Genomic DNA, 21,758 nt, shown 5'->3' on the forward strand with positions numbered 1-21,758 from the left:
TCGGGTAGCGGCCGTGCAGCCTAGCAGACGGCGTCTGCGCGCATCGCCTTCACCACCGCTGGCTATCATGTGCGCCTTCCACAACGAAGGCATTACCTGTGTCGGTAGCGTTGGTATGGTTCCGCCGTGATCTGCGGCTGCAGGACAATCCGGCCCTGCAGGCCGCGCTGGATGCCGGTCACCATGTGGTGCCGGTCTACATCCACGCGCCGCATGAAGAGGGGGAGTGGACGCCGGGTGCCGCCTCCGATGCGTGGCGCCACCGTTCACTGGGTGCCTTGGATGCCGACCTGCGCACGCGCGGCTCGTCGCTGGTGTTGCGCAGTGGTGACAGCCTCCCGGCCCTGCAGTTGCTGATCGAGCAGACCGGCGCCGAGGCGGTGTACTGGAACCGCAAGTACGAGCCGGCCACCCAGCCTCGCGACGCTACCATCAAGCGCACGCTGCGCGAGCAGGGCGTCGACGCGCAGAGCTGCAATGGCAGCCTGTTGTTCGAGCCCTGGGACATCGCCACCCAGCAGGGACAGCCGTACAAGGTGTTCACACCGTACTGGCGCAATGTGCTCAGTCATTGGCGCCTGCCGGCACTGCAGGCCACACCGGAGGCACTGACGCCGCACGCGGTCGACAGCCTCGCACTTGATGATCTCCAGCTTGCACCGACGCTGGATTGGGATACCGGCTTCTGGGAGTACTGGCAGCCGGGTGAAGCCGGTGCGCTGGAGGCGCTGTCGGTGTTCGAGGACGGCGCCTTGCGCGGTTACCGCGAGCAGCGAGACCTGCCCGACCGCGTGGGCACCTCGCGGATGTCGCCGCACCTGCATTTCGGTGAGATCGCACCGTGGCGCATCGCGCATGCGCTGGAAAGACTGCGCAGTGCCGGCACCGATGCCGACATCGACGGCTATCTGCGGCAACTGGGCTGGCGTGATTTCGCCTACCACCTGTTGCATCACTTTCCGAAGACGCCCACGGACAACCTCAATCCGCGTTTCGACCGCTTCCCCTGGGCGGCACCGACTGCAGCGCAACTGCACGACTGGCAGCGCGGCAACACCGGCGTGCCGATCGTTGATGCCGGACTGCGCGAGCTGTGGCGCACCGGCTACATGCATAACCGGGTGCGGATGATCGTGGCCAGCTACCTGTGCAAGCACCTTCGCGCGCACTGGCTGCATGGCGCGCGCTGGTTCTGGGACACCCTCGTCGATGCCGACCTGGCCAACAACACGATGGGCTGGCAATGGGTGGCCGGGACCGGCGCCGATGCAGCGCCGTACTTCCGGGTGTTCAACCCGGTCACCCAGGCCGAGAAGTTCGATCCGCAGGCCCGCTACATCAGCCGCTGGGTGCCTGAGCTGGCGGCACTGCCGGTGAAGGCGCGGTTCGCGCCGTGGCAGCATCCCCTGCTCCTGGCAGCACACGCGCCTGACTATCCACGCACGCCGATGGTGGACCTGGCTGAGGGCCGCGACGCTGCGCTGGCGGCATACCGCCAGTCGGGGGCGGGGTAAAGGGTGACCCGAGCGATCCGGTCAGTTAGCTGAACGCGGCCCTGTCGGCGCACCGGATCATCATCCCGACATCGCATTCGGCTGTTTATCCTCTCTGCGCCCGCAAGCCGCCGGCCGACCGGAAACCAAGGAGAACCTCATGATCCGCAACACCACCCGCAACGTCGCACTGGCCCTGATGAGTGCGGCCGTCCTGTCGGCCTGCGCCACCGGCGGCTCCTATGTGCAGAGTGACCAGTACGGCAACCCGACCGAACAGCAGAACCGGACCGGCCGCAACGCGCTGATCGGTACGGCCATCGGCGTGGCGGCCGGCCTGCTGACCGGCGACAGTGCTACCGAGCGGCGCCAGCACGCGCTGATCGGTGCCGGTATCGGCGCACTCAGCGGTGCCGCCGTCGGCCAGTACCAGGATCGCCAGGAACGTGCACTGCGCGAGCGCACCGCCAACACCGGCATCGATGTGCAGCGCCAGGGCGACAACATCATGCTGAACCTGCCGGACGGCATCACCTTCGACTTCGGCAAGGCGACCCTGAAGCCGCAGTTCTATGGCTCGCTCAACGGCGTGGCCGGTACGCTGCGTGAGTACAACCAGACCATGATCGAGGTGGTTGGCCACACCGACAGCATCGGCAGCGACGCGGTCAACAATCGCCTGTCGAAGGAACGCGCCGACTCCGTCGCGCAGTACCTGATCGGCCAGGGCGTGCAGAGCGTGCGTATCGAAACGCTGGGCGCCGGCAAGGCGTACCCGATTGCCGACAACAGCACCGATGCCGGCCGCGCCAAGAACCGCCGCGTCGAGATTCGCGTGATTCCGCTCAAGCAGTAACGCGCAGCGTTACTGCTTGAGCCGGTCCGGCCATCGGCCGGAACGAAAATGCCGCCCTTGCAGGCGGCATTTTTGTGGGTGCCGAGCGTTGCTCGGCACACCGATTGCGTATGTAGAGCCGGTCATGCCGCCGAAGCCGCCACCTTCTCCAGTATCCGCTTGCCACTGCTTTCCAGCGCGGCATCTTCCTGTGCCTTCTGCTGCTGTGCCAGCTTCGCGCCGGGGCACTGCGCCAGCATGTAGTTGGCATCGAAGTTGAGCTTCTCGACCAGGAAGTCGACAAACGCACGCACCTTCGGCGAGACCAGGCGGCCGCCGGCGAACACGGCATTGAAGTCCACTTCCGGGCCGGTCCAGCCGGCCAGCACGCGGCGCACCATGCCCGATTCGACGAACGGCTTGGCCATCACATCACCGGTCAGCAGCAGGCCTTCGCCACAGACCAATGCACCATTCAACGCAGACATGTCGTTGGCGGTCATCAGCGGGGTGACCGGGAAATCGCGCAGCTCGCCGCCGTTCTCGCCCAGCTGCCAGGTGAAGCGCGGCGAATTGCCGGTGTGGTACGGCTTGCGCATTGCCAGGATGCGATGGAACTGCAGCTCTTCCGGATGCAGCGGTTCGCCATAGCGCTCAATGTAGGCCGGACTGGCGAACACCTGCGTGCGCAGGCTGCCCAGCTTGCGCGCGACCAGATTGGAATCGGGCAGGGCACCCACGCGCAGCGCCAGGTCCGCTTCACCGGCGATCAGGTCCAGCTTCTCGTTACCCATGTGCATGTCCAGGCGGATCTCTGGATACTGCGCATGGAACTGGCCCAGCAGCGGCGCAATCCAGGTGATGCCGATCGAGTAGGGCACAGTGAAGCGCAGCCAGCCGCGCGGGCCGGACTGCAGCTGGCTCACCGCGCTTTCGGCCTCTTCAAGCTCGCGTGCGATGCGCTGGCAATGCTCGTGGTAGATCGAGCCGGCTTCGGTCAGGCCGAGGCGGCGGGTGGTCCGGTGCAGCAGCCGCGCGCCCAGGCGCGTTTCCAGCTCCTGCACTTTGCGGCTGACCGTGGTCTTGGGCAGGCCGAGCGATTTGGCAGCGGCAATGAAGCTGCCTTGCTCGACCACTTTGACGAAGATCAGCGTCTCGTTGAGATCGTGGGACATGGTCGGGGATCCTGGACGTCGGGGATGGGACAATCGTGACAGAACGATTGGACCGGGAGCGGGATGATTATTCCCCTTAATCAGGACTAATCAAGTAAAGGTTTGAGGTCTATCGTGGCGCCATTCGTTAATTGGAGCCCGTCCGCCATGAGCCTGCGCAACATTCTTGCCCGACTCCGGAACGCCGGCCAGAACACCCTGGACCTGGCGATGACCGTCGAAGCCCGTCCGAGTTCCTTGGTACACAAGGATTTTCGTGAGTTTACCGCGCCCATGCGTCAGCAGCGTGGCGGTGCCCTCCGCCTGGTCCCGCACAAGGGCGACCGCCTGCGTCGAATTGGGACTATCCCGGATTTGGGAGGAAATGTCCCGTGAATGGGATACTGACGCCCGAAGTCCTGGTCCTTGGCGGTACCGGTGCCGTCGGCCAGGGCGTGGTCGGCGCGTTGCTGGAAGCCGGCAGCCCGGTGCTGGTGGTTGGCCGCGATCCGGGCCGGCTGGCCGCGCTGCATGAGCAGTTCGCTGATGAGCCCGGATTGGAGACGCTGCTGGGCTCGCTCAGCGACGACGGCTCGGCACGCGCGTTGGCCGAGCGCATCGCGCAGCGCCCGCGTCCGCTGGCGGCGGTGATCGCGGCAATGGGTGGCCCCTACCGTCGCGGCCGGGTGATCGACCGCAACGGCGATGAGCTGCTGGGCGCGATGCAGGCCGACCTGATGCCGCACGTGCACGCCGTGCGCCACCTGCTGCCGCTGTTGCAGGACAACGTGCATGCGCGCCGCTACGTGATGATCGGCAGCCCGGCCAACGCCAAGCCCTGGGCGGGCTACGGCGAGACCTCGATCACCACCGCCGCACTGCGCATGTACGCGCAGGTGGTGCACCAGGAAGCGCAGGCGCTGGGCGTGCGCGCGCAGATGCTGGAAGTCTGCAGCCCGGTGTGTACCCCGGCCAACGCGGCCAATGCCTGCATCGAGTGGCCCAGCTCGCTGCTGGTCGGTCGTCGTGTGGTCTCCCTGCTTGATGGGTGCCGCGACAACCGCGCCATCGTCCGCTGCGACAGCAGCGATGCCGAATTGCCGCGTGGCCTGCTGCACCTGGAAGTTCCTCCGCTTTGGCGCGACACCGCAGGCATCGCTTGACCTCGACCATGGTTGAGGTCGCAGTATTCGCCGCCGATTTTTGCAACACGTTCCCATATAGCTGTACCACCCCTCCGTACGGATGCATGCCATGACTTCCCCCAATACCACCCCACATCGTTTCGGACATCGCATTGCGATGGCCGGCGTGTCGATCCTCGCCGCGGCCGTGCTTGCAGCCTGCAGCGGCGGCCATGCCGAAGAAGCCGGTGCACCGCCGCCGCCGCAGGTCAGCGCCGCGCCGGTACTGGTCAAGCAGGTCAGCCAGTGGGACGAGTTCAGTGGCCGCGTCGAAGCGGTGCAGAGCGTTGAACTGCGTCCGCGCGTGTCCGGTTACATCGACAAGGTCAACTACGTCGAAGGCCAGGAAGTGAAGAAGGGCGAAGTGCTCTTCACCATCGACGCGCGCAGTTACCAGGCCGAGTACGATCGGGCGGCCGCCGAACTGGCCCGCGCCCGTACCCAGGCCACGCTGGCCCGCAGCGAGTCCGAGCGTGCCAAGCGGCTGTCCGAGCAGCAGGCGATCTCCACCGAGACCGCCGAGCAGCGCCGTGCGGCTGCCGACCAGTCCGGCGCCGCCGTGCAGGCCGCGCAGGCAGCATTGGATGCAGCCCGCCTCAATCTTGAGTTCACCAAGGTACGGGCACCGATCGACGGCCGTGCCGGCCGCGCGATGGTCACCGCCGGCAACCTGGTCACCGCCGGCGACAGCGCCAGCGTGCTGACCACGCTGGTCTCGCTGGACACGGTGTTCGTCTACTTCGATGCTGACGAAAGCACCTTCCTGCGCTACGCCCAGATGGCACGCAAGGGCGAGCGCCCGAGCGAGCGTGACAGCGCGCTGCCGGTGAAGGTCGGCCTGTCCGGTGAAGAAGGCTACCCGCACACGGGCAAGGTCGACTTCCTCGACAACCAGGTGGCCCGCAGTACCGGGACCATCCGCGTCCGTGCGCTGCTGGACAACGCCGATCGCCAGTTCACGCCGGGCCTGTTCGCCCGCGTGCAGCTGCTTGGCAGCGGCCAGTTCCAGGCGCTGCTGATCGACGACAAGGCCGTGCTGACCGACCAGGACCGCAAGTACGTCTACGTGGTCGACAAGGATGGCAAGGCCCAGCGCCGCGACATCCAGCTTGGCCGCACCGCTGAAGGCCTGCGTATCGTCGAGCACGGCCTGGCGGCAGGAGACAAGGTGATCATCGACGGCGTGCAGAAGGTCTTCATGCCGGGCATGCCGGTGCAGGCCAAGGCCGTGGCAATGCAGCCGCAGGCCGTGCCGGCACCCGGCCGCGATGCCACCGCCGCACTGAACCACTGATCCGCCGTCTCCTGATCCGCGTCCCCGCTTAGCTGCCGGCGCCAGCGGCAGCCTTCCCTGCCTTCGTCGTATCGGCGAGGGGCAGGGTGGCTGTTGCCCGCCGAATGCCTTTCCCAGGAATTCCTCCATGGACTTTTCCCGTTTCTTCATCGACAGGCCGATCTTCGCGGCGGTGCTGTCGATCGTGATCTTCGCCGCAGGCCTGATCACGATTCCAATCCTGCCGATCAGCGAGTACCCCGAAGTGGTGCCGCCGTCGGTGGTCGTGCGCACGGTCTATCCGGGCGCCAACCCCAAGGTCATTGCCGAGACCGTCGCCACGCCGCTTGAAGAGGCGATCAACGGCGTCGAAGGCATGATGTACCTGAAGTCGGTGGCTGGCTCGGACGGCGTGCTGCAGATGACCGTCACCTTCCGCCCGGGCACCGACCCGGACGCGGCGGCGGTGAAGGTGCAGAACCGCGTGGCGCAGGCGCAGGCGCGCCTGCCCGAGGACGTGCGCCGGCAGGGCGTGACCACGCAGAAGCAGTCGCCAACCTTCCTGATGGTGGTGCACCTGACCTCGCCGCAAGGCAAGTACGACAGCCTGTACCTGCGCAACTACGCGCGCCTGCACGTCAAGGATGCGCTGGCGCGTATTCCGGGCGTGGGTGACGCGCAGATCTTCGGTGGCGGCGACTACGCCATGCGTGCCTGGCTGGATCCGGACAAGGTGGCCTCGCGCGGCCTGACCGCCAGCGACGTGGTGCGTGCCATGCGCGAGCAGAACGTGCAGGTTTCGGCCGGCCAGCTCGGCGCCGAACCGCTGCCGGATAGCAAGTTCCTGACCCTGATCAATGCCCAGGGCCGGCTGAAGACCGAAAAGGAATTCGGCGACATCGTGCTCAAGAGCGGCACCGATGGCGAGATCGTGCGCCTGTCCGACGTGGCCCGCCTGGAACTGGGTGCGGGCGACTACACCCTGCGCTCGCAGCTGGACGGCAAGAACGCGGTGGGTATCGGTATCTTCCAGTCGCCGGGTGCCAACGCGCTGGAAATCCGCGATCAGGTCATCTCGACGATGGACGAGATGCAGAAGACCATGCCGGCCGATGTGAAGTACGAAGCGGTGTATGACACCACCATCTTCGTGCGCGACTCGATCAAGGCCGTGGTCTCCACGCTGCTGGAAGCGATCGCCCTGGTGGTGCTGGTCGTGATCCTGTTCCTGCAGACCTGGCGTGCGTCGATCATTCCGTTGATCGCGGTGCCGGTGTCGGTGGTGGGTACGTTCGCCGCGCTGTACCTGCTGGGCTTCTCGATCAATACGCTGAGCCTGTTCGGCCTGGTGCTGGCGATCGGCATCGTGGTCGACGACGCGATCGTGGTGGTGGAGAACGTCGAGCGCAACATCGAGGAAGGCCTGTCGCCCACTGCGGCGGCACACCAGGCCATGCGCGAGGTGTCCGGCCCGATCGTGGCGATCGCGCTGGTGCTGTGTGCCGTGTTCGTGCCGATGGCCTTCCTGTCCGGTGTCACCGGCCAGTTCTACAAGCAGTTCGCGGTCACCATCGCCATTTCCACGGTGATCTCGGCAATCAACTCGCTGACCCTGTCGCCGGCCCTGGCCGCGCGCCTGCTGAAGGCTCATGGCGCTCCGAAGGACGGCCCGAGCCGCCTGATCGACCGCCTGTTCGGCTGGGTGTTCCGTCCGTTCAACCGCTTCTTCAAGTCCAGCTCGGAGAAATACGAGCGTGGCGTGGCCCGCATCCTCGGCCGCCGCGGTGCGGTGTTCGTGGTCTACGCGATCCTGCTGGTCGGTACCGGCGTGATCTTCAAGCTGGTGCCGCCGGGCTTCATTCCGACCCAGGACAAGCTGTATCTGATCGCCGGTGTGAAGCTGCCGGAAGGTTCGTCGATCGCCCGCACCGATGAAATGCTGCGCAAGGTCGCCAAGATCGCCCAGGAAACCGATGGCGTCGCTCACACCATCTCGTTCCCCGGTCTGAACGCGCTGCAGTTCACCAATACGCCGAACACCGGTGTGGCGTTCATCCCGCTCAAGCCGTTCGCCGAGCGCCATGGCCGCACCGCGGCGCAGATCAATGCCGAGATCAACCAGAAGATTGCCGGCCTGCAGGAAGGCTTCGCGTTCGCGATGATGCCGCCGCCGATCCTCGGCCTGGGCAATGGCAACGGCTACCAGATGTTCATCGAGGACCGTGGCAACCTGGGTTACGGCGCGCTGCAGAATGCGGTGCAGGCCATGCAGGGCACCGTCGCGCAGACCCCGGGCATGGCCTTCCCGATTTCCAGCTACCAGGCCAACGTGCCGCAGCTCGATGCCGAGGTGGACCGCGTCAAGGCCAAGGCACAGGGCGTGCAGCTCACCGAGCTGTTCGACACCTTGCAGACCTACCTGGGTTCGGCCTACGTCAACGACTTCAACCAGTTCGGCCGCACCTGGCAGGTGATCGCCCAGGCCGATGGTCCGTACCGCGAGACGGTCGAGGACATCGGCAAGCTGCGTACCCGCAACGACCGCGGCGAGATGGTGCCGATCGGTTCGATGGTCACCATCAAGCAGACCTTCGGCCCGGACCCGGTGCTGCGCTTCAATGGCTATCCGGCAGCGGACCTGGCCGGTGAAGCCGACCCGCGCCTGTTGTCCTCGGCCGAGGCGATGACCAAGCTGACCGAGATCGCCGCCAAGGTACTGCCGGTGGGCATGACCACCGAATGGACCGACCTGAGCTACCAGCAGGCAACCCAGGGCAAGGCCGCCTTCATCGTGTTCCCGGTGGCGATCATGCTGGCCTTCCTGGTGCTGGCCGCGCTGTACGAGAGCTGGTCGCTGCCGCTGGCGGTGATCCTGATCGTGCCGATGACCCTGCTGTCCGCGCTGTTCGGCGTGTGGCTGACCGGTGGTGACAACAACGTGTTCGTGCAGGTCGGCCTGGTGGTGCTGATGGGCCTGGCGTGCAAGAACGCGATCCTGATCGTCGAGTTCGCCAGAGAGCTGGAGATGGGCGGCAAGGGTATCGTTGAAGCCGCGCTGGAAGCCTGCCGCCTGCGCCTGCGCCCGATCGTGATGACCTCCATCGCCTTCATCGCCGGCACGGTGCCGCTGGTGCTGTCTCACGGTGCAGGCGCCGAAGTGCGCTCGGTGACCGGCATCACCGTGTTTGCTGGCATGCTGGGTGTGACGCTGTTCGGCCTGTTCCTCACCCCCGTGTTCTACGTGGCCCTGCGCAAGTTCGTCACCCGCAACGGTGGTGGCCAGCTGGTGCAGCACGGCGAACCAACCATCCATCACTGACAGGGAATGTTGCCGACACTGGCCGCCCGGTCGGTGTCGGCTTTCCCCCTCATCAAGGCATGACTCCATGAATTCCCATCAGAACAAGATCGCACTGGTTACCGGCGCCACCCGCGGCATCGGCGCCGAAACCGTACGCCAGCTGGCCAGCAACGGCGTGCATACGCTGCTGGCCGGGCGCAAGCGTGAGGCCGCCGTGGAGCAGGCGCTGAAGCTGCAGGCCGAGGGCCTGCCGGTGGAAGCACTGCAGCTGGACGTCACCGACAGCGCCAGCATTGCCGAGGCCGTGCAGCAGGTGCGCGAGCGCCACGGCCGCCTCGACATCCTGGTCAACAATGCGGGCGTGTTGCTGGAAAATCCGGCGCAGCGGCCGTCTGAGCAGTCGTTGGACACCTGGCGCCGCACCTTCGAGACCAACGTCTACGCACTGGTCGCGGTGACCCAGGCCTTCCTGCCCCTGCTGCAGCAGGCCAAGGCTGGCCGCATCGTCAATGTCTCGAGCATCCTCGGTTCGCAGACCCTGCATGCCGATCCGGCGTCGGGCATCTACGACATGAAGGTTCCGGCCTACAACGCCTCCAAGGCCGCTGTGAACAGCTGGACCCTGGCTCTGGCGCACGAACTGCGCAGCACGCCGATCAAGGTCAACACCGTGCATCCGGGCTACGTGAAGACCGACATGAACGGTGGCCACGGCGAAATCGAAATCGCCGAAGGCGCGCGCTCCAGCGTGCAGATGGCGCTGATCGGCCATGAAGGCCCGAACGGCAGCTTCACCTACCTGGGCGAGGTGCTGCCATGGTGATCCGCACGTTGGCGATGGCCGTCTCCAGCCTGGTGCTGGCGGGCTGTGTCAGCGTCGGCCCGAATTACAAGGCCCCGGTGCAGGAACCGATGGTCCTGCAGGGTGCACAGCAGCCGGTGTTCAGTACCGCTTCGCCGGTCGCCAGCTGGTGGGCGCAGTTCGATGATCCGGTGCTGGAACAGCTGGTGCACGGCGCACTGTCGGACAACCTGGACCTTCGTGTGGCCGTGGCCCGCGTCAGCCAGGCCCGCGCGGTGTTCGTGGAAAGCCGCCTCGACCAGGCTCCGCACGTCACCGCTGGCGGCAGCTACGACCGCCGCAAGCAACCCGATCCGCAGCTGGGTGGGCAGCGGGTGTTCAGTGAAAGCTACCAGCTCGGCTTCGACGCCGGCTGGGAGCTGGATCTGTTCGGCCGCAAGCGCCGTGCTGCTGAAGCCGCACGCGCCGACCTCGGTGCCGAGCAGGCCAACCTGGCCGATGCGCAGGTCCTGATCGCCGCTGAAGTGGCACGCAACTACTTCGAGCTGCGTGGTACGCAGAAGCGCATCGCGGTGGCCCAGCACACGCTGGAAAACCTGCGCGATACGCAGAAGCTGACCGAGGCGCGCTGGCAGCTGGGCGCAGGCAGCGAGCTGGATGTGCAGAGCAGCCGTGCCCGCCTGAAGGCGATCGAGGCGGACATCCCGTTGCTGGAAGTGGCCGAGGCGCAGTCGCGCAACCGGCTGGCCGTGCTGCTCGGCCAGCGCCCGGAAGTGCTGACTGACATGCTCGCGCCGCACGACGTACCGGCCTTCGCCAAGGCACTGCCGCTGGGCGATACCCGCGAACTGCTGCGCCAGCGTGCCGACGTGCGCGTGGCCGAGCGGCGCCTGGCGGCTGCGACCGCACGCGTGGGCGTGGCCACGGCGGACCTGTTCCCGCGGTTGTCGCTGTCCGGCTTCGTCGGGTTCCTCGGTGGCGATGCCAGCGGCCTGGTCAATGGCAACAACAAGGCCTGGTCGCTGACCCCATCGCTGAGCTGGGCGGCATTCGACTTCGGCACCGTGCGTGCACGCCTGCGTGCCAGCAAGGCTGAAGCCGAAGGCGTGGCCGCGCAGTATGAGCAGGCGGTACTGCTGGCCCTGGAAGACACCGAGAACGCACTGACCCGCTATTCCAAGCAGCAGGCACGGTTGGCGATCGTGGTCGAGCAGGCGCAGGCGGCACGGCGTGCCGAATCGCTGGCGCAGATCCGCTATCGCGAGGGCTCGGAGGACTTCCTGACACTGCTGGATGCGCAGCGCACGCAGCTGGCAGCCGATGATGCATTGGCGGCGGCCGAGTCCGAGGTCAATGTCAGCGTGGTGGGCGTGTACAAGGCGCTCGGAGGCTGGGGGCAATCACCGCAGCAACCGAGCGTGGCGCAGGTGCAGTGATTCCGGGGGGACGGAGGCCGTGGCGTCCGTCCCCTTGCTCTTTCAGGGCCACTGATTGGCCGGCACCTCGCGCTCGCGCATGCGCACGATGCAGAAGCGATGGCCGGTCGGTGCTTCCATTACCCACCAGCGCTTGACGAAGCCTATCCGTCGCGCGCCGAGCTTCTCCAGGCGGTCGGCCTCGGCATCGATGTCGTCGCTCTCGATGTCCAGATGCACCCGTGACGGGTGGTTGACCCGCTGGACTTCAACGTCCAGGCCCGCCGGTGCGCCCAGCAGGTCAGCATACTCGGCGCCCCCTTCGGCACGCGCCGCCTGTGCCTGCAGACCGAGCGCGGCGGCCCAGAAACGGGCGCCTTCGTCGGCGGGAAGGTCCTGGCAGTCGATGATGAATCCTGCCAGCCGGCTCTGGTGTGCCATGTGCTGCTCCGCAGTTCGAGGGGTACGCGGCAGGGTAGCGCGGTGCATTCCGCGTACGTCTTCACCTTCGTGACGTTTCTGACTCTGCCGGATTGCGGGCTCGCCGTGTAACTAGTGGGTCAGGCACTCGGGAGGACAGGCAATGGCGGACGGAAGGCGGGATACCCAACGGATGTTGTTCGGCGATCCGGGTCCACCGGGTGCGGGGCTGTCGGTGGCGGTCGTGGTGCTGCTGGTGCTGGCGACGATGGCCGCCGCGGTCGGTTTCCTGCGCCTGCAGGATTCGATGCTGGGGCTGGGCCTGATCGGCGTCGCCGTGTTCCTGGCGATAGGGGCCCGCATCTGCCAGGCGCGCGATCAGCATCAGGCCCTGTATCGCCTGCTGTCGCGGCAGCCGCCGCTGTAGCTGCGGCTGCCGTGCGGGGTCAGTGCTTCGGCCAGTCCAGTTCGACCACCAGCGGGAAATGATCCGATGGCAGCACGCCATCGATGCGGCGGTCATCGGTCAGGAAGCTGCGCGCGTGGAAACCGCGCACCAGCACCCAGTCCAGCTGCGCGGTGGCCTTGCCAGTGAAATCGTGGAAGGTCAGTCGCGGGCCCTGCGGTGTCTTCACCTGGGTACGGGTGTCGTGCAGTACGCGGGTGAATGCCTTGTAGGTGTCGCCGCCGGGTTCGCTGTTGAAGTCACCGGTCAGCACCACCGGCAGGTCGGCCGCCAGGCCGGCCACGCGCCTGCCGATCAGCTCGGCACCCTTCACCCGGCGTGGTTCGTCCTCGTCGCGGTAGGGCAGGTGGGTATCCATGAAATAGAAGCGGCGGCCGTCATCGATGCGGCGGAACAGCGCCCAGGTGACCATGCGTGGATACAGGTTGCCCCAGGTGATGCTGCCGGGCACATCGGGCGTATCAGACAGCCAGAAGTTGCCTGATTCCTCGATCGCCAGCACCTTGCTGTCGTAGAACACGCCCATGTGCTCGTCGCCGCTGCCGCCGCGGCGGCCCTCGCCGAACCAGCGGTATCCGGGCAGGTGCTGGGCAAGGTAATCGGCCTGCTCCTGCACCAGCTCCTGGGTACCGATCACCGCTGGGTGCGCGTCGAGGATGACCTTCACCATCGCATCGCGACGGTCGGGCCAGCGCTTGCCGGGTTCGGTATCGGCCGGGGTGCGCACATTGAACGACATCACCTTCAACGGCGCAGGGGCTGCGGCCCAGGCGCTGGTCAGAGGCAGGGCAAGCGCCAGCAGCGCAGACAGCGCGGGGCGACGGAAACGCGACAACATCGTGGAATCCCTCCATTCCATGAAAACGGTTTCACAGAGCATGCCACGAATGCGAGGGCAGCGTTATGCAGGGATGGGTGGCTCGCGGATGCCGGGCGGGCGATGAACGCCCCGCCCGGTGGACCGCGCACCGGCGATCACGGGTCGTAGCTCATCCCGTCGCCTGCCTTCTGCAATCGCGCAGATGCACAGGGCGTATGCCGCACGCTGATCAGGCAGCAGGAAGTGCGTCCATCCTGATCAGTCTTCAATCTCGCCACGGCGGCCTGCCGCGCGCACTGCCTGCGCGGTGGTGGCCACGCCAAGCCGTTGCCGCGCTCGCCGCAGGTGGTTCTCAACGGTGCGCGCAGACAGCCCCAGCGTGGCCGCTATCTCTGCCTGGCGCCGTCCAGCGGCGACCCAGCGCAGCACCTCGCGTTCGCGTGCGCTCAGCGCGCCCGCGCGGATGTCGGCCGGCGCTTCGGCAAGCCGCCGCGCCGCGCGGAAGACTGACGTGCCGACCATTTCAAGCAGCAGGCGCGCGCCGGCGGACGCATCAATCGAGGTGCCGGCGAAACTGACCGCACCCTCCAGACCGGTCGGGCCGAACACCGGCACCTGCAACCCATGCAGGCCATCGCCGCGAGGCTGCTTCACCACCTGGTAGCGCTCGCCACGCACGCCGTGGCGCTTGCTCCAGAAGAACGGCGCATTGCTGTCCAGCACATGGCGGTTGACCGGACAGGCGTGCAGGTAGCGGGCGAGTCCGCTATCGCTGCCGTCGCCGAACCAGTCACCTTCAATCCAGTACACACGCTGTGCGTCGCGCTCCAGCCCGGTTCCGGTGGCAAACACCAACAGGCGGTCGTAGCCCAATGGTGAGGCGGCGGCGCGCAGCACGCCGCCCACCGCCGGCAATGACCGCGCCTGTTCCAGTTCCAGCAGCGCGGGCACCAGCGCAGGCATTGGCTCAGCGCCCCGCCAGCGCATCGAGCAGCGTACGCGCGGCCAGCTTGCCCAACGCGTTGCCGGCCAGCGGACTGTCGCCGGTCAGCAGCAGGCGATCCTGCAGCACGCTGCCATCGATGCCCTCATTGACGATCTGCACCCCCTGCTGGGCCAGCCGTTCACCGAAGAACCAACGCAGCTGCCCGGGCATGTAGCCGATCCCCGGTGTCTGCCGGTCCATTGCGTCGGGGAAGGCACAGATGCGGTAGCCACGGAACAGCGAGGCACCGTCGGCTTCGTCGACGCCCGCCGCCAGCAGCGCCGCCGGGCCATGGCAGAGGGTGATGATGTGGCGCTGCTCGGCCATGGCCCATTGCAGCGCGGCCTTCACCGCCGCGCTCTCCGGCAGGCCGATCAACGCGCCGTGCCCACCGGGAATGAAGACGGCGGCGTAGTCCGAATCGGCGCCCAGGCCGGCCACCACCTGGTCCAGCTGCAACGGCTGGCGGAAGCGTTCCTGGTAGCGTTCGTACAGGGCGCCGATCTCGCTGTCCTCGTGTGGGAAGGCCCACCACTCGAACTTGACGGCGTTGCCGGACAGCGTCGCCACGTCGATGTCGAAGCCGGCCTTGTCCAGGTGGTACATCGGCAGCAGGGTTTCCACCGGATGATTACCGGTGGAGAACAGGTGGCCATTGGCGGTCGGCAGATAGCGCTCGTCGGCGGCGATCATCAGCACCTTCCAGCGGCCATCGCGGCGCGCATCCGGATAGTCGGCGCCGGACAGGTCGCTCTTGGGCGAGGTGAACTGCGACAGCGAATACGGCGACGGGAAGAAGGCATCGCGCTCGGCCGGATCGGGGCTGGGCTGGCGGCTGGGCTCTTGCGTGTTCATGCAGACCTCCGTTGGGGGAAAGTGAGCCCAGCATAGGAGGCTGCGTGCGCAGGCGCGATGAGGGATTCCCCTCAATCGGCCGCAACCCGGATGCTGCAGCGCGCCACCCGGCCGGTTGGACAGTGGGATTATGTCGTGTTATCTAGCCAGTGCCGGGATAATCCCGGCATAACCACACAGCAAGCAAAGGAATGAAAATGAAAAGATTCGCCCGAGCATTGCGCGTCACTCTGAATATTCATCCGAACGAAAAGAGCAGCGTGTGGAATACCTGGCCGCTGTGGGTCGAATTCTGATCCTGCCAGCCAAACCCGCGATTGAGCGGTAGCAAGACGAAGGGACTCGTCTTTCGAGTCCCTTCCTGCCGGAGACGCACTGCATGCAAGGGATGTCGAATGAAGGCAGCGCCATTGCTGCCGAGCGCCTGGCTGCGCGCGTGGAGCGCGAAGGGCCCGTGCTGAAGCTGGAAACCGGCGGTGTTGGGGTGTTCTGCCCGGAACTGGCTGGCAAGGTCGACAAGGAAAATTCCGAGCAGCTGTACGTGGTCGAGTCGCTGGCCGACCTGTTCCGCCGTCACGAGCGCGTGCGCTGGACCGAAGTGCGCAGCCTGATCGCCACCCGTAGTGCTGAGCTCACCGGAGCACAGACCCTGGAGGCGCTGCAGTCGCGCATGAGGCAAGCTCTGGATGGGGTGTGCGGGCATGCGCTGGATGCCACGCCGGCGGTGTGGAAAGTGATGGCCCATCCCTTGATCCCGCTGGTGATCGACGGGCTCGATGCCCGCGGCACCGCAGCCATCGAACGCGCCCTGCATCTGCGCTACACCACCCAGGTCGAGCAGGTCATCCATCGGCGCCACCTGCTGCGCAACTTCCTCATCGGCCGTGCCGAATCACGGGCGATTGCCGCCGAACTCAAGCACCGTGTCCGCAGCGGAAGTTCGGCGCTGGATTACGCGCAGTCATTGCTGAGCCTGCGAGAGCGCATCGGCCTGGACAAGGTCACCTACCTGGTCACCGTGCAGCTGATCGCCATTTCCGGCGTGCCCGGCATGATGGCCGCCTGCCTGCTGCTGGCGATGCAGATGCATCCACACTGGCGCCAGCGCATCGAGGAGGAATTCGCGCCGCTCTCGGAGGCGGAGATCCACGCGCTGCCGATGGCCAGGATTCCCTGCACGATGCGCTTCCTGAAGGAAGTGATGCGGCTGTACTCCACGCCCTTCAACAACCGTCGGGTGGCTGCCTGCGATCTGCAGGTGGAAGGGCAGGCCATCGCCGAAGGTACGGTCTTCGAGCTGAGCTCGTTCATCCAGCACCGCTCGGCGAAGTACTGGGATGACCCGCTGCAGTTCGATCCCGATCGCTGGTTGCCCGAACGGCGCAAGCGTACCGCCGGCATCTATGTGCCTTATGGCTTCCCCACGCGTTCCTGCGTGGGATCGGCGGTCGGCAATGCACAGCTGGTATTGCTGTGCGCGCTGCTGGCACGCGAGTTCCGCTTCACCCCCAGCGCCGACTATCGGCCCGAGGTGCGCATGGAGGGCTTTGCGATTCCGGCGGCGCTGCATGGCACGTTCTCGCGGCGTACGGCCGGTGCCTGATCTGTCGGGACGGCGGCTTACTTTCCCGTTCGCCCGTGTGCCTGCATGTCCTCATGCAGGATCCGCCGCAGCTCGACGATGGCCGGCGTAGCTTCCTGCACGCTGTGTCCGGACACGATCACCTTCTCCGAATCCGCGTGCGGCAGGTGCGAACTCCAGTAGGGCACCAGCCCGTCATCGGTCTTCTCAAGTGGGCCATCGGCCTTGGCGCGGGCGATGATCGAGTGGTAGTGCACCTTCGGTGACATCGGCAGGTCAGCCACGGCGCGGACGAACGGGTCGTCCTTGTCCAGGTTCTGGATGCTGTTCATCTGGTAACCGTGCTTGCCGTCAATGCGGTCGATCTGGCCGTCGTTGGCGATGGTGGCGACGTCTTCCAGCACGGTCAGTGGCAACCGCACCAGCCGGCCGATCCACCGGCCGAGGCGGGTGCCCGCCACGTCGGTACCGCGATGCGGCGTGGCGATGAACACCACGCGGGACACTTCCGGTTCTGGCAGGAAGGTCAGCACCGGTGCGCCTTCGGTGCGCAGCAGTTCGCGCTGGGCGGGCGTCATCTGCGCGGTGGCCAGCAGGGTGTCGACCAGGTGGTCGCCGGAGGAGGAGATCATCAACCGTGCGATCACTCCCCCCATGCTGTGCCCCACCAGCACCATGTCATGCGAGGCCTGCGCCTTGCCGCTGGGGTCAAAGTGCTTGAACACTTCAGCCAGCGTGTGGCGCATCGCATCGTGGCTCATCGCGATGGGCATGTTGGTCGGGTAATAGAACTGCCAGACCTGGAACTCCCGGCGGATCTCGTCGTCGCGCAACAGTTCATTGGCCACGTTGACCCAGGCTTCCGGACTGCTGGCCAGGCCATGGATCATCAGCAGCACGCGGCGGTTCGGGTCGTAGGGCTGCATCATGTACAGATGCGGCGTGTCGATGCCGCCCTTGCCACCGAACAGCGTGCGCAACGACTGTCGGCTGAAGTTGGAGCGGGCCAGCCACAGCGCATAGCCGGCAGTGAAGTTGGCCGCCAGTGGCACCTGCTGGCCGTGCAGGGTCACTTCCGAAACCTGGTAGGGATCGTGGATCTCCAGCTCCGGCTCGTCATCGTGCAGCACCTCCCACAGGTTTTTCCCCGAGAAGCGCAGCAGCACCGTCATCGATGGCGAGGGCATCTCGCTCCAGCTCTGCGTGGCCGAAGTGCTGGCCTGCGTTGCCTGCGCCGCTGCCCGAGGCGTGGTGGCCGTGCTGCCGGCCGGGTCGTCCATCACCGCCACCAGCTCGGCACCGAAGCCATCGCGGCGATGCACGCTGCGCAGCGTACCGGTGAACGACAGCGAGGCGGCGGGTACCAGCTCGCTGGGGGTACGCTGGTCCAGCGCCGATGCTCCGTCTGAAGGGGCCAGCACGAAGGTCCAGCGGCCCAGCTGGAAATGGCTGGCCTGGCCGTGCACGCGGCCGGTGGCATACGCGTTGTACAGCTGCACCGAGGCTTCCTGCACCGCCAGGTTGTAGTAGTCGCGCACCTGGGTCTGGCGGTCTTCGAAACCACGCTGGTTGGCGGTGCGCTCGGTGAAGAACAGATAGGCATAGGCCTGGCGCGCGACCTGCATCCACGCATCGAGGCGTGGCTGGAAGTCGGCATCCAGCTCGGTGACTGCGGTCTTGGCGCGGCCGGATGCCGAGTACTCGCGCTTTGGCGCCGGCAGGGTCATCGCATACTGCAGCCACAACTCGGCCAGGCTGGAGCGCTTGTCTTCCTCGCGCACCACGATGCTGCTTTCCATGGCCTCGATGCAGGGCAGGCCGGGCTTGGCACAGACGCCCTCATCGAGCCCGGCCACGCGCAGGGTCTCAATGGTCGCCGCGCTGAGCTTGCCGGAGGTCAGGATGTCACCGCGCTTGAGCGCGATGTACTGGCCGGGCGTGACCGAGGCAACCTGCACCGACGGCCCGAACTGGCGCAGCGTCGCGCAGCCGCCCAGGGTGAGCAGCACGGTGAAGATGAGGGTCGTGCGGCCGATGAAGCCCAAGCCCGTGGTAGCCATGCGATCCTCCTGCGCGGTGGCGCCACTCTAGCGGCCGGCCTGTCAAAGCGGAATCTACCGGCTGGGTCGGGCTTGGCGGCGAGTGCGGTTGGTAGATTCGGGCAGTTCCGTGCGCCGGCTGCAGGTTCCTAGCCCATCAGTGGCTGATCTGGCACTTCACCGCCGCCGAATAGCCCTCGTAGTCGTCGCCTGCGATCACGTGCAGGGTGTGGTGCTTGTCGATGCGCTTCACGTACGAAGGTTCCTCGGTATTGGCATGCTCGTTGACCTCGGTCACCGACCAAGCCCTGGCCAGGCGCTTGGGATCGACGCCGTTCAAGTACACGAACAGGCTCTTCTCGCCCTCGGCCACGTTTACATCGGCACTGTTGACCGTGCCGCCAAACAGCGCGACCGGCTTGTCCTCCGGCTCGAAGGTGCCGCCCGGCTTCTTGGCCAGGCCGGCCGCCTGCAGGGCATCGATGGCGTCGGCCGCACTGAAATCCGAGCCCGCCTTGCAGGCCAGCAGCGCTTCCAGCGTGGCGGTGCCGGGCGGCGCGATGGCCGGGGCTGCGGCGTGCGTGGCTGGGGCGGCGGCGAGCGCGGTGAGGAACAGGGCGAGCGTGGTTGTGGCGATTTTCATTGCAGATCCTTCTGGCGGTCGCGGATGGAGGGACTGTTGTGTTGGCGGTGTCATCCCGATTATGCGCCACACGTCCTGCGCGACGTGCAGGCACAAAAAAGCCGGAACCCCAGTTGACGGGAGATCCGGCTTCTTGCGGCCTCGACAGGCCATACAGATGGTGGAGGTGGGCGGAATTGAACCGCCGTCCGAAGGCACTCCATCCCCAGCACTACATGCTTAGCTCACCGTTGGATCTCGTCCCCGAACAGCACGGTGCGCAAAGCGCATCCGGGAACCAGCCTGTTGTGTTCTAGTGCCGGACTGACAGGCAGCCGTCCAGCGCGATTCCATGATAGTGACTCTACACCGCGAGCATGGACACAAGCGGTTTCGAGGCTTAGGCCTTAAGCGGCCAGAGCGTAGTTGTCGTCGTTGGCAACTAGAGTTTTGCAGCTGGATTTACGAGGAAAGCTACCCCCTCGGCATGCGCCAGGCGACTTCACAACCCCCGTCGAAACCAATGCACCCCCGGTTTCTTCAAGTATTGCAAGGCTTTCAGGCCCTTGGTTGACCAAATGTTGACCAAGAACCCGCCTAACGATGCGAATGTTACGGCAATCTTCCTGAACAGTCACGCGATCAGCCGCCACTGGTCGGCGGACCGTCGCCTAGCTCAGGATGGTGGTTCAGATAGGCGACCACGTTGTCATCAAAGAACTGGCCGCGGTAGTAGCTATGCGGATCATTCAGGGCGACCAGTTCGGCTAGGTGCCTCCGGGTGGAGACGCGATTGATGATGAATTGCCGATCAATCATGAGCATCTTGTCGTGGGGCTCGGCTGACACATCGATCACCCGACCTGGGGGAGCTTCGGGCAGAGGGGTGTCACAAGGCGTCTTGTCGCTGTTGATCTCCATCAAACGATCAAAATGCGCAGCGGTCGCGTCGGTGCTGAGGATGTACTCCCCCCCTTCCATCACCCCCATGAATTCAAAAGTGCCCAGTGGCTCAGCGTGCTGAATCATGGAGATATGGCCTTCCTCGTGGAGCCGTCCACGGACCAAGCCCCCACTGCGAGCGTCCACGATCCAACCGGCCAAAAAGGCGGTGGTGAACTCTTCAGGAGTGCGGATGAACAGCAAATCGTCGGCCGCCACCGGCGGGCGCGCGGCAGGTTCGGTCCCGGTGCCTGTCTGATCGTCGTCCATTCCCACGCTCCAGTCGTTCAGGCACTTCAGCATAGCCCACTAGATGGCAGACTTCGGCACCCACACTGCAGCGGCCTGGGCGCCGGCACCAGGGACCGTCGATGGGGGCCAGCGGCCGTACTTTGGGGCGCCCGTCGTCCCATCCCGATGCCCCTCCCGCGTCACCCGCATAGCGTTCTCGCCCTCGCTAAGCGCCTGGGGGGCGAAGGTGTGGCGCATCTAATACAGATGCCGCAGCGGTCGATCAGTGCACTTCGCTGGAGGGTCATCGAAGCGCTAGCACACACACACTTTGCACCAAACTCCAAATGTGTGACGAGCGTCACTAGTTAATTCAAGGTGAATACGCGGCTTCCGTTCAGGCATGCGCGTCCGAATGGGGTTTTCGTTCATAAATATGCATTTGAAAAATAAGTGGTTTTTGAACTTACCAACAGATTTCAGCCTTTCTGAATGTTTTCCACAGAGTTGTCCGTTGAAGCGCTTGTGCACTTGTGCTAGCGGCATCCGGGAGACTAAGATTTCCCTAGATCCAGAGGCTGTGGTGGCCGAACTGATCTGGCGGCCGGTCAAAGTGATCGGCCCTTTTTTGTCTCGAAGACTAAGGATAGTGAGACGAGGTTACGCATATGAAGAGAGACAATTTGCCCGTGCTACGTCATCGAAAGTCTGAGGATGGCCGACATGCAGTCGACGCCTCGCTACGCGTGCTCATCCTCCCGTCTGAGGACGGTGGGTACGTTGCTCAGGGCTTGGAGATCGACTACTTGAGTACAGGCCGCACTGTTGACGAAGTTCGTCAGAACTTTGCCGATGGCCTTCTTCGAACCATCGAAGCCTACTTGAGGCGTAATAGGCCGCTGACGGCTCTCTTTGCGAAGGGCAAAACGCCGCCAGAGGCGTGGAACCTTTGGCTTCAAAGTGACAACCACGATGTGCTGACCTGCGGGACTGTTGTTGAGCTCGACATCCCTCAGGACACTGGATTCTTTACATCACTCGCTTTCCGCGAGGCTGAGGTGGCTCACGCTGCATGAGGATTCGTAAAGGGCCATGGGACGGCGCTCAACCCAGGACACATGTGTTAGATGTGTTGAGAACGCATGGGGTTGAGGTGATTGCGCAAGGAAACGACTGGTACGAACTGGTCGATGCTGATGGCGATCCTGAGGTGCTGCTGATCACGAACCCGGTATTTCCAGACATGGTGGTGAAGATCTGGGAGCGCTACGGTTCCATTCACGAGTTTGAGATCACGGACCTAGTGCGAAGGCATTGAGGAAGCCCCGCGTTTCAGCGG

At 65.4% G+C, this 21,758-nt stretch carries 20 protein-coding genes and 1 other RNA gene; 12 read left to right on the top strand and 9 right to left on the bottom strand.

The window, feature by feature from the left end; all coding sequences use genetic code 11:
- The first annotated feature begins 98 nt into the window (after positions 1–98).
- Together AC5P7X_RS04580 and AC5P7X_RS04585 are read left to right on the top strand one after the other, a co-directional pair.
- Positions 99–1,514 (top strand): cryptochrome/photolyase family protein, encoded by a 1,416-nt coding sequence (locus AC5P7X_RS04580; protein WP_495214456.1) that lies wholly within the window; start codon positions 99–101, stop codon positions 1,512–1,514.
- Positions 1,515–1,653: 139 nt separating this feature from the next.
- Positions 1,654–2,349, top strand: a complete 696-nt coding sequence (locus AC5P7X_RS04585) for a YiaD family glycine zipper/OmpA-like lipoprotein (protein ID WP_005416156.1) — start codon at positions 1,654–1,656, stop codon at positions 2,347–2,349.
- 122 nt (positions 2,350–2,471) lie between these two features.
- Here the strand turns inward: AC5P7X_RS04585 and AC5P7X_RS04590 are convergent, their stop codons facing one another.
- Positions 2,472–3,503: a LysR family transcriptional regulator gene (locus AC5P7X_RS04590; protein WP_005416157.1), complete on the bottom strand. Its 1,032-nt coding sequence runs from the start codon at positions 3,501–3,503 to the stop codon at positions 2,472–2,474.
- Between the two features lie 147 nt (positions 3,504–3,650).
- On the opposite strand from AC5P7X_RS04590, the gene AC5P7X_RS04595 reads away from it, so the two are divergent.
- The 6 genes from AC5P7X_RS04595 (at position 3,651) to AC5P7X_RS04620 (ending at position 11,478) form a co-directional block, all read left to right on the top strand.
- A complete protein-coding gene (locus AC5P7X_RS04595) occupies positions 3,651–3,878 on the top strand; it encodes a hypothetical protein (protein WP_206619797.1) in 228 nt (75 codons plus the stop codon).
- Complete coding sequence (locus AC5P7X_RS04600) at positions 3,875–4,645, top strand: SDR family NAD(P)-dependent oxidoreductase (protein ID WP_053499154.1); 771 nt, start codon at positions 3,875–3,877, stop codon at positions 4,643–4,645. Before AC5P7X_RS04595 ends, AC5P7X_RS04600 begins: the two co-directional genes overlap by 4 nt.
- A 91-nt stretch (positions 4,646–4,736) precedes the next feature.
- Positions 4,737–5,960 (top strand): efflux RND transporter periplasmic adaptor subunit, encoded by a 1,224-nt coding sequence (locus AC5P7X_RS04605; RefSeq protein ID WP_069137872.1) that lies wholly within the window; start codon positions 4,737–4,739, stop codon positions 5,958–5,960.
- A 127-nt stretch (positions 5,961–6,087) separates the two neighbouring features.
- Positions 6,088–9,258 (top strand): efflux RND transporter permease subunit, encoded by a 3,171-nt coding sequence (locus tag AC5P7X_RS04610; protein ID WP_495214457.1) that lies wholly within the window; start codon positions 6,088–6,090, stop codon positions 9,256–9,258.
- A gap of 67 nt (positions 9,259–9,325) precedes the next feature.
- Positions 9,326–10,063, top strand: coding sequence for an SDR family oxidoreductase (locus tag AC5P7X_RS04615; protein ID WP_253136627.1), 738 nt, complete (start codon positions 9,326–9,328; stop codon positions 10,061–10,063).
- Complete coding sequence (locus AC5P7X_RS04620) at positions 10,057–11,478, top strand: efflux transporter outer membrane subunit (protein WP_495214458.1); 1,422 nt, start codon at positions 10,057–10,059, stop codon at positions 11,476–11,478. The genes AC5P7X_RS04615 and AC5P7X_RS04620 overlap by 7 nt, the downstream gene beginning before the upstream one ends.
- A gap of 42 nt (positions 11,479–11,520) precedes the next feature.
- Here the strand turns inward: AC5P7X_RS04620 and AC5P7X_RS04625 are convergent, their stop codons facing one another.
- The gene (locus tag AC5P7X_RS04625; RefSeq protein ID WP_329843388.1) at positions 11,521–11,898 is read right to left on the bottom strand and encodes a VOC family protein; all 378 of its coding nucleotides are present in this window, start codon (positions 11,896–11,898) and stop codon (positions 11,521–11,523) included.
- Between the two features lie 142 nt (positions 11,899–12,040).
- On the opposite strand from AC5P7X_RS04625, the gene AC5P7X_RS04630 reads away from it, so the two are divergent.
- Positions 12,041–12,304: a hypothetical protein gene (locus AC5P7X_RS04630; RefSeq protein WP_049414598.1), complete on the top strand. Its 264-nt coding sequence runs from the start codon at positions 12,041–12,043 to the stop codon at positions 12,302–12,304.
- A 19-nt stretch (positions 12,305–12,323) separates the two neighbouring features.
- On the opposite strand, the gene AC5P7X_RS04635 is transcribed toward AC5P7X_RS04630, so the two are convergent.
- The 3 genes from AC5P7X_RS04635 to hchA form a co-directional block, all read right to left on the bottom strand.
- Positions 12,324–13,181, bottom strand: coding sequence for an endonuclease/exonuclease/phosphatase family protein (locus AC5P7X_RS04635; RefSeq protein WP_053499143.1), 858 nt, complete (start codon positions 13,179–13,181; stop codon positions 12,324–12,326).
- Between the two features lie 240 nt (positions 13,182–13,421).
- The gene (locus tag AC5P7X_RS04640; RefSeq protein ID WP_495214459.1) at positions 13,422–14,126 is read right to left on the bottom strand and encodes a PA1136 family autoinducer-binding transcriptional regulator; all 705 of its coding nucleotides are present in this window, start codon (positions 14,124–14,126) and stop codon (positions 13,422–13,424) included.
- Between the two features lie 4 nt (positions 14,127–14,130).
- The gene (hchA, locus tag AC5P7X_RS04645; RefSeq protein WP_495214460.1) at positions 14,131–15,003 is read right to left on the bottom strand and encodes a glyoxalase III HchA; all 873 of its coding nucleotides are present in this window, start codon (positions 15,001–15,003) and stop codon (positions 14,131–14,133) included.
- 379 nt (positions 15,004–15,382) lie between these two features.
- Here hchA and AC5P7X_RS04650 point away from each other — a divergent pair, with 379 nt between their 5' ends.
- Positions 15,383–16,606 carry a cytochrome P450 gene (locus AC5P7X_RS04650; protein ID WP_495214461.1) on the top strand — a complete coding sequence of 408 codons (1,224 nt, stop codon included), beginning with the start codon at positions 15,383–15,385 and terminating at the stop codon, positions 16,604–16,606.
- A 17-nt stretch (positions 16,607–16,623) separates the two neighbouring features.
- Here AC5P7X_RS04650 and AC5P7X_RS04655 read toward each other — a convergent pair whose 3' ends face one another.
- From AC5P7X_RS04655 to AC5P7X_RS04670, 4 genes are all read right to left on the bottom strand, one after another.
- On the bottom strand, positions 16,624–18,645 hold the full coding sequence (locus tag AC5P7X_RS04655; protein WP_495214463.1) for an esterase/lipase family protein: 2,022 nt from the start codon (positions 18,643–18,645) through the stop codon (positions 16,624–16,626).
- A gap of 136 nt (positions 18,646–18,781) precedes the next feature.
- On the bottom strand, positions 18,782–19,267 hold the full coding sequence (locus AC5P7X_RS04660; protein WP_070489932.1) for a hypothetical protein: 486 nt from the start codon (positions 19,265–19,267) through the stop codon (positions 18,782–18,784).
- A 158-nt stretch (positions 19,268–19,425) separates the two neighbouring features.
- Positions 19,426–19,779: a transfer-messenger RNA gene (gene ssrA, locus AC5P7X_RS04665) on the bottom strand.
- A gap of 109 nt (positions 19,780–19,888) precedes the next feature.
- The gene (locus AC5P7X_RS04670) at positions 19,889–20,458 is read right to left on the bottom strand and encodes a hypothetical protein (protein WP_414609673.1); all 570 of its coding nucleotides are present in this window, start codon (positions 20,456–20,458) and stop codon (positions 19,889–19,891) included.
- 752 nt (positions 20,459–21,210) lie between these two features.
- Here AC5P7X_RS04670 and AC5P7X_RS04675 point away from each other — a divergent pair.
- The gene (locus tag AC5P7X_RS04675) at positions 21,211–21,495 is read left to right on the top strand and encodes a hypothetical protein (protein WP_279730598.1); all 285 of its coding nucleotides are present in this window, start codon (positions 21,211–21,213) and stop codon (positions 21,493–21,495) included.
- A complete protein-coding gene (locus AC5P7X_RS04680) occupies positions 21,492–21,737 on the top strand; it encodes a hypothetical protein (protein ID WP_164281563.1) in 246 nt (81 codons plus the stop codon). The genes AC5P7X_RS04675 and AC5P7X_RS04680 overlap by 4 nt, the downstream gene beginning before the upstream one ends.
- The last annotated feature ends 21 nt before the right edge of the window (positions 21,738–21,758 follow it).

This window comes from Stenotrophomonas sp. YJH_SMC_53 (genome assembly GCF_059369995.1).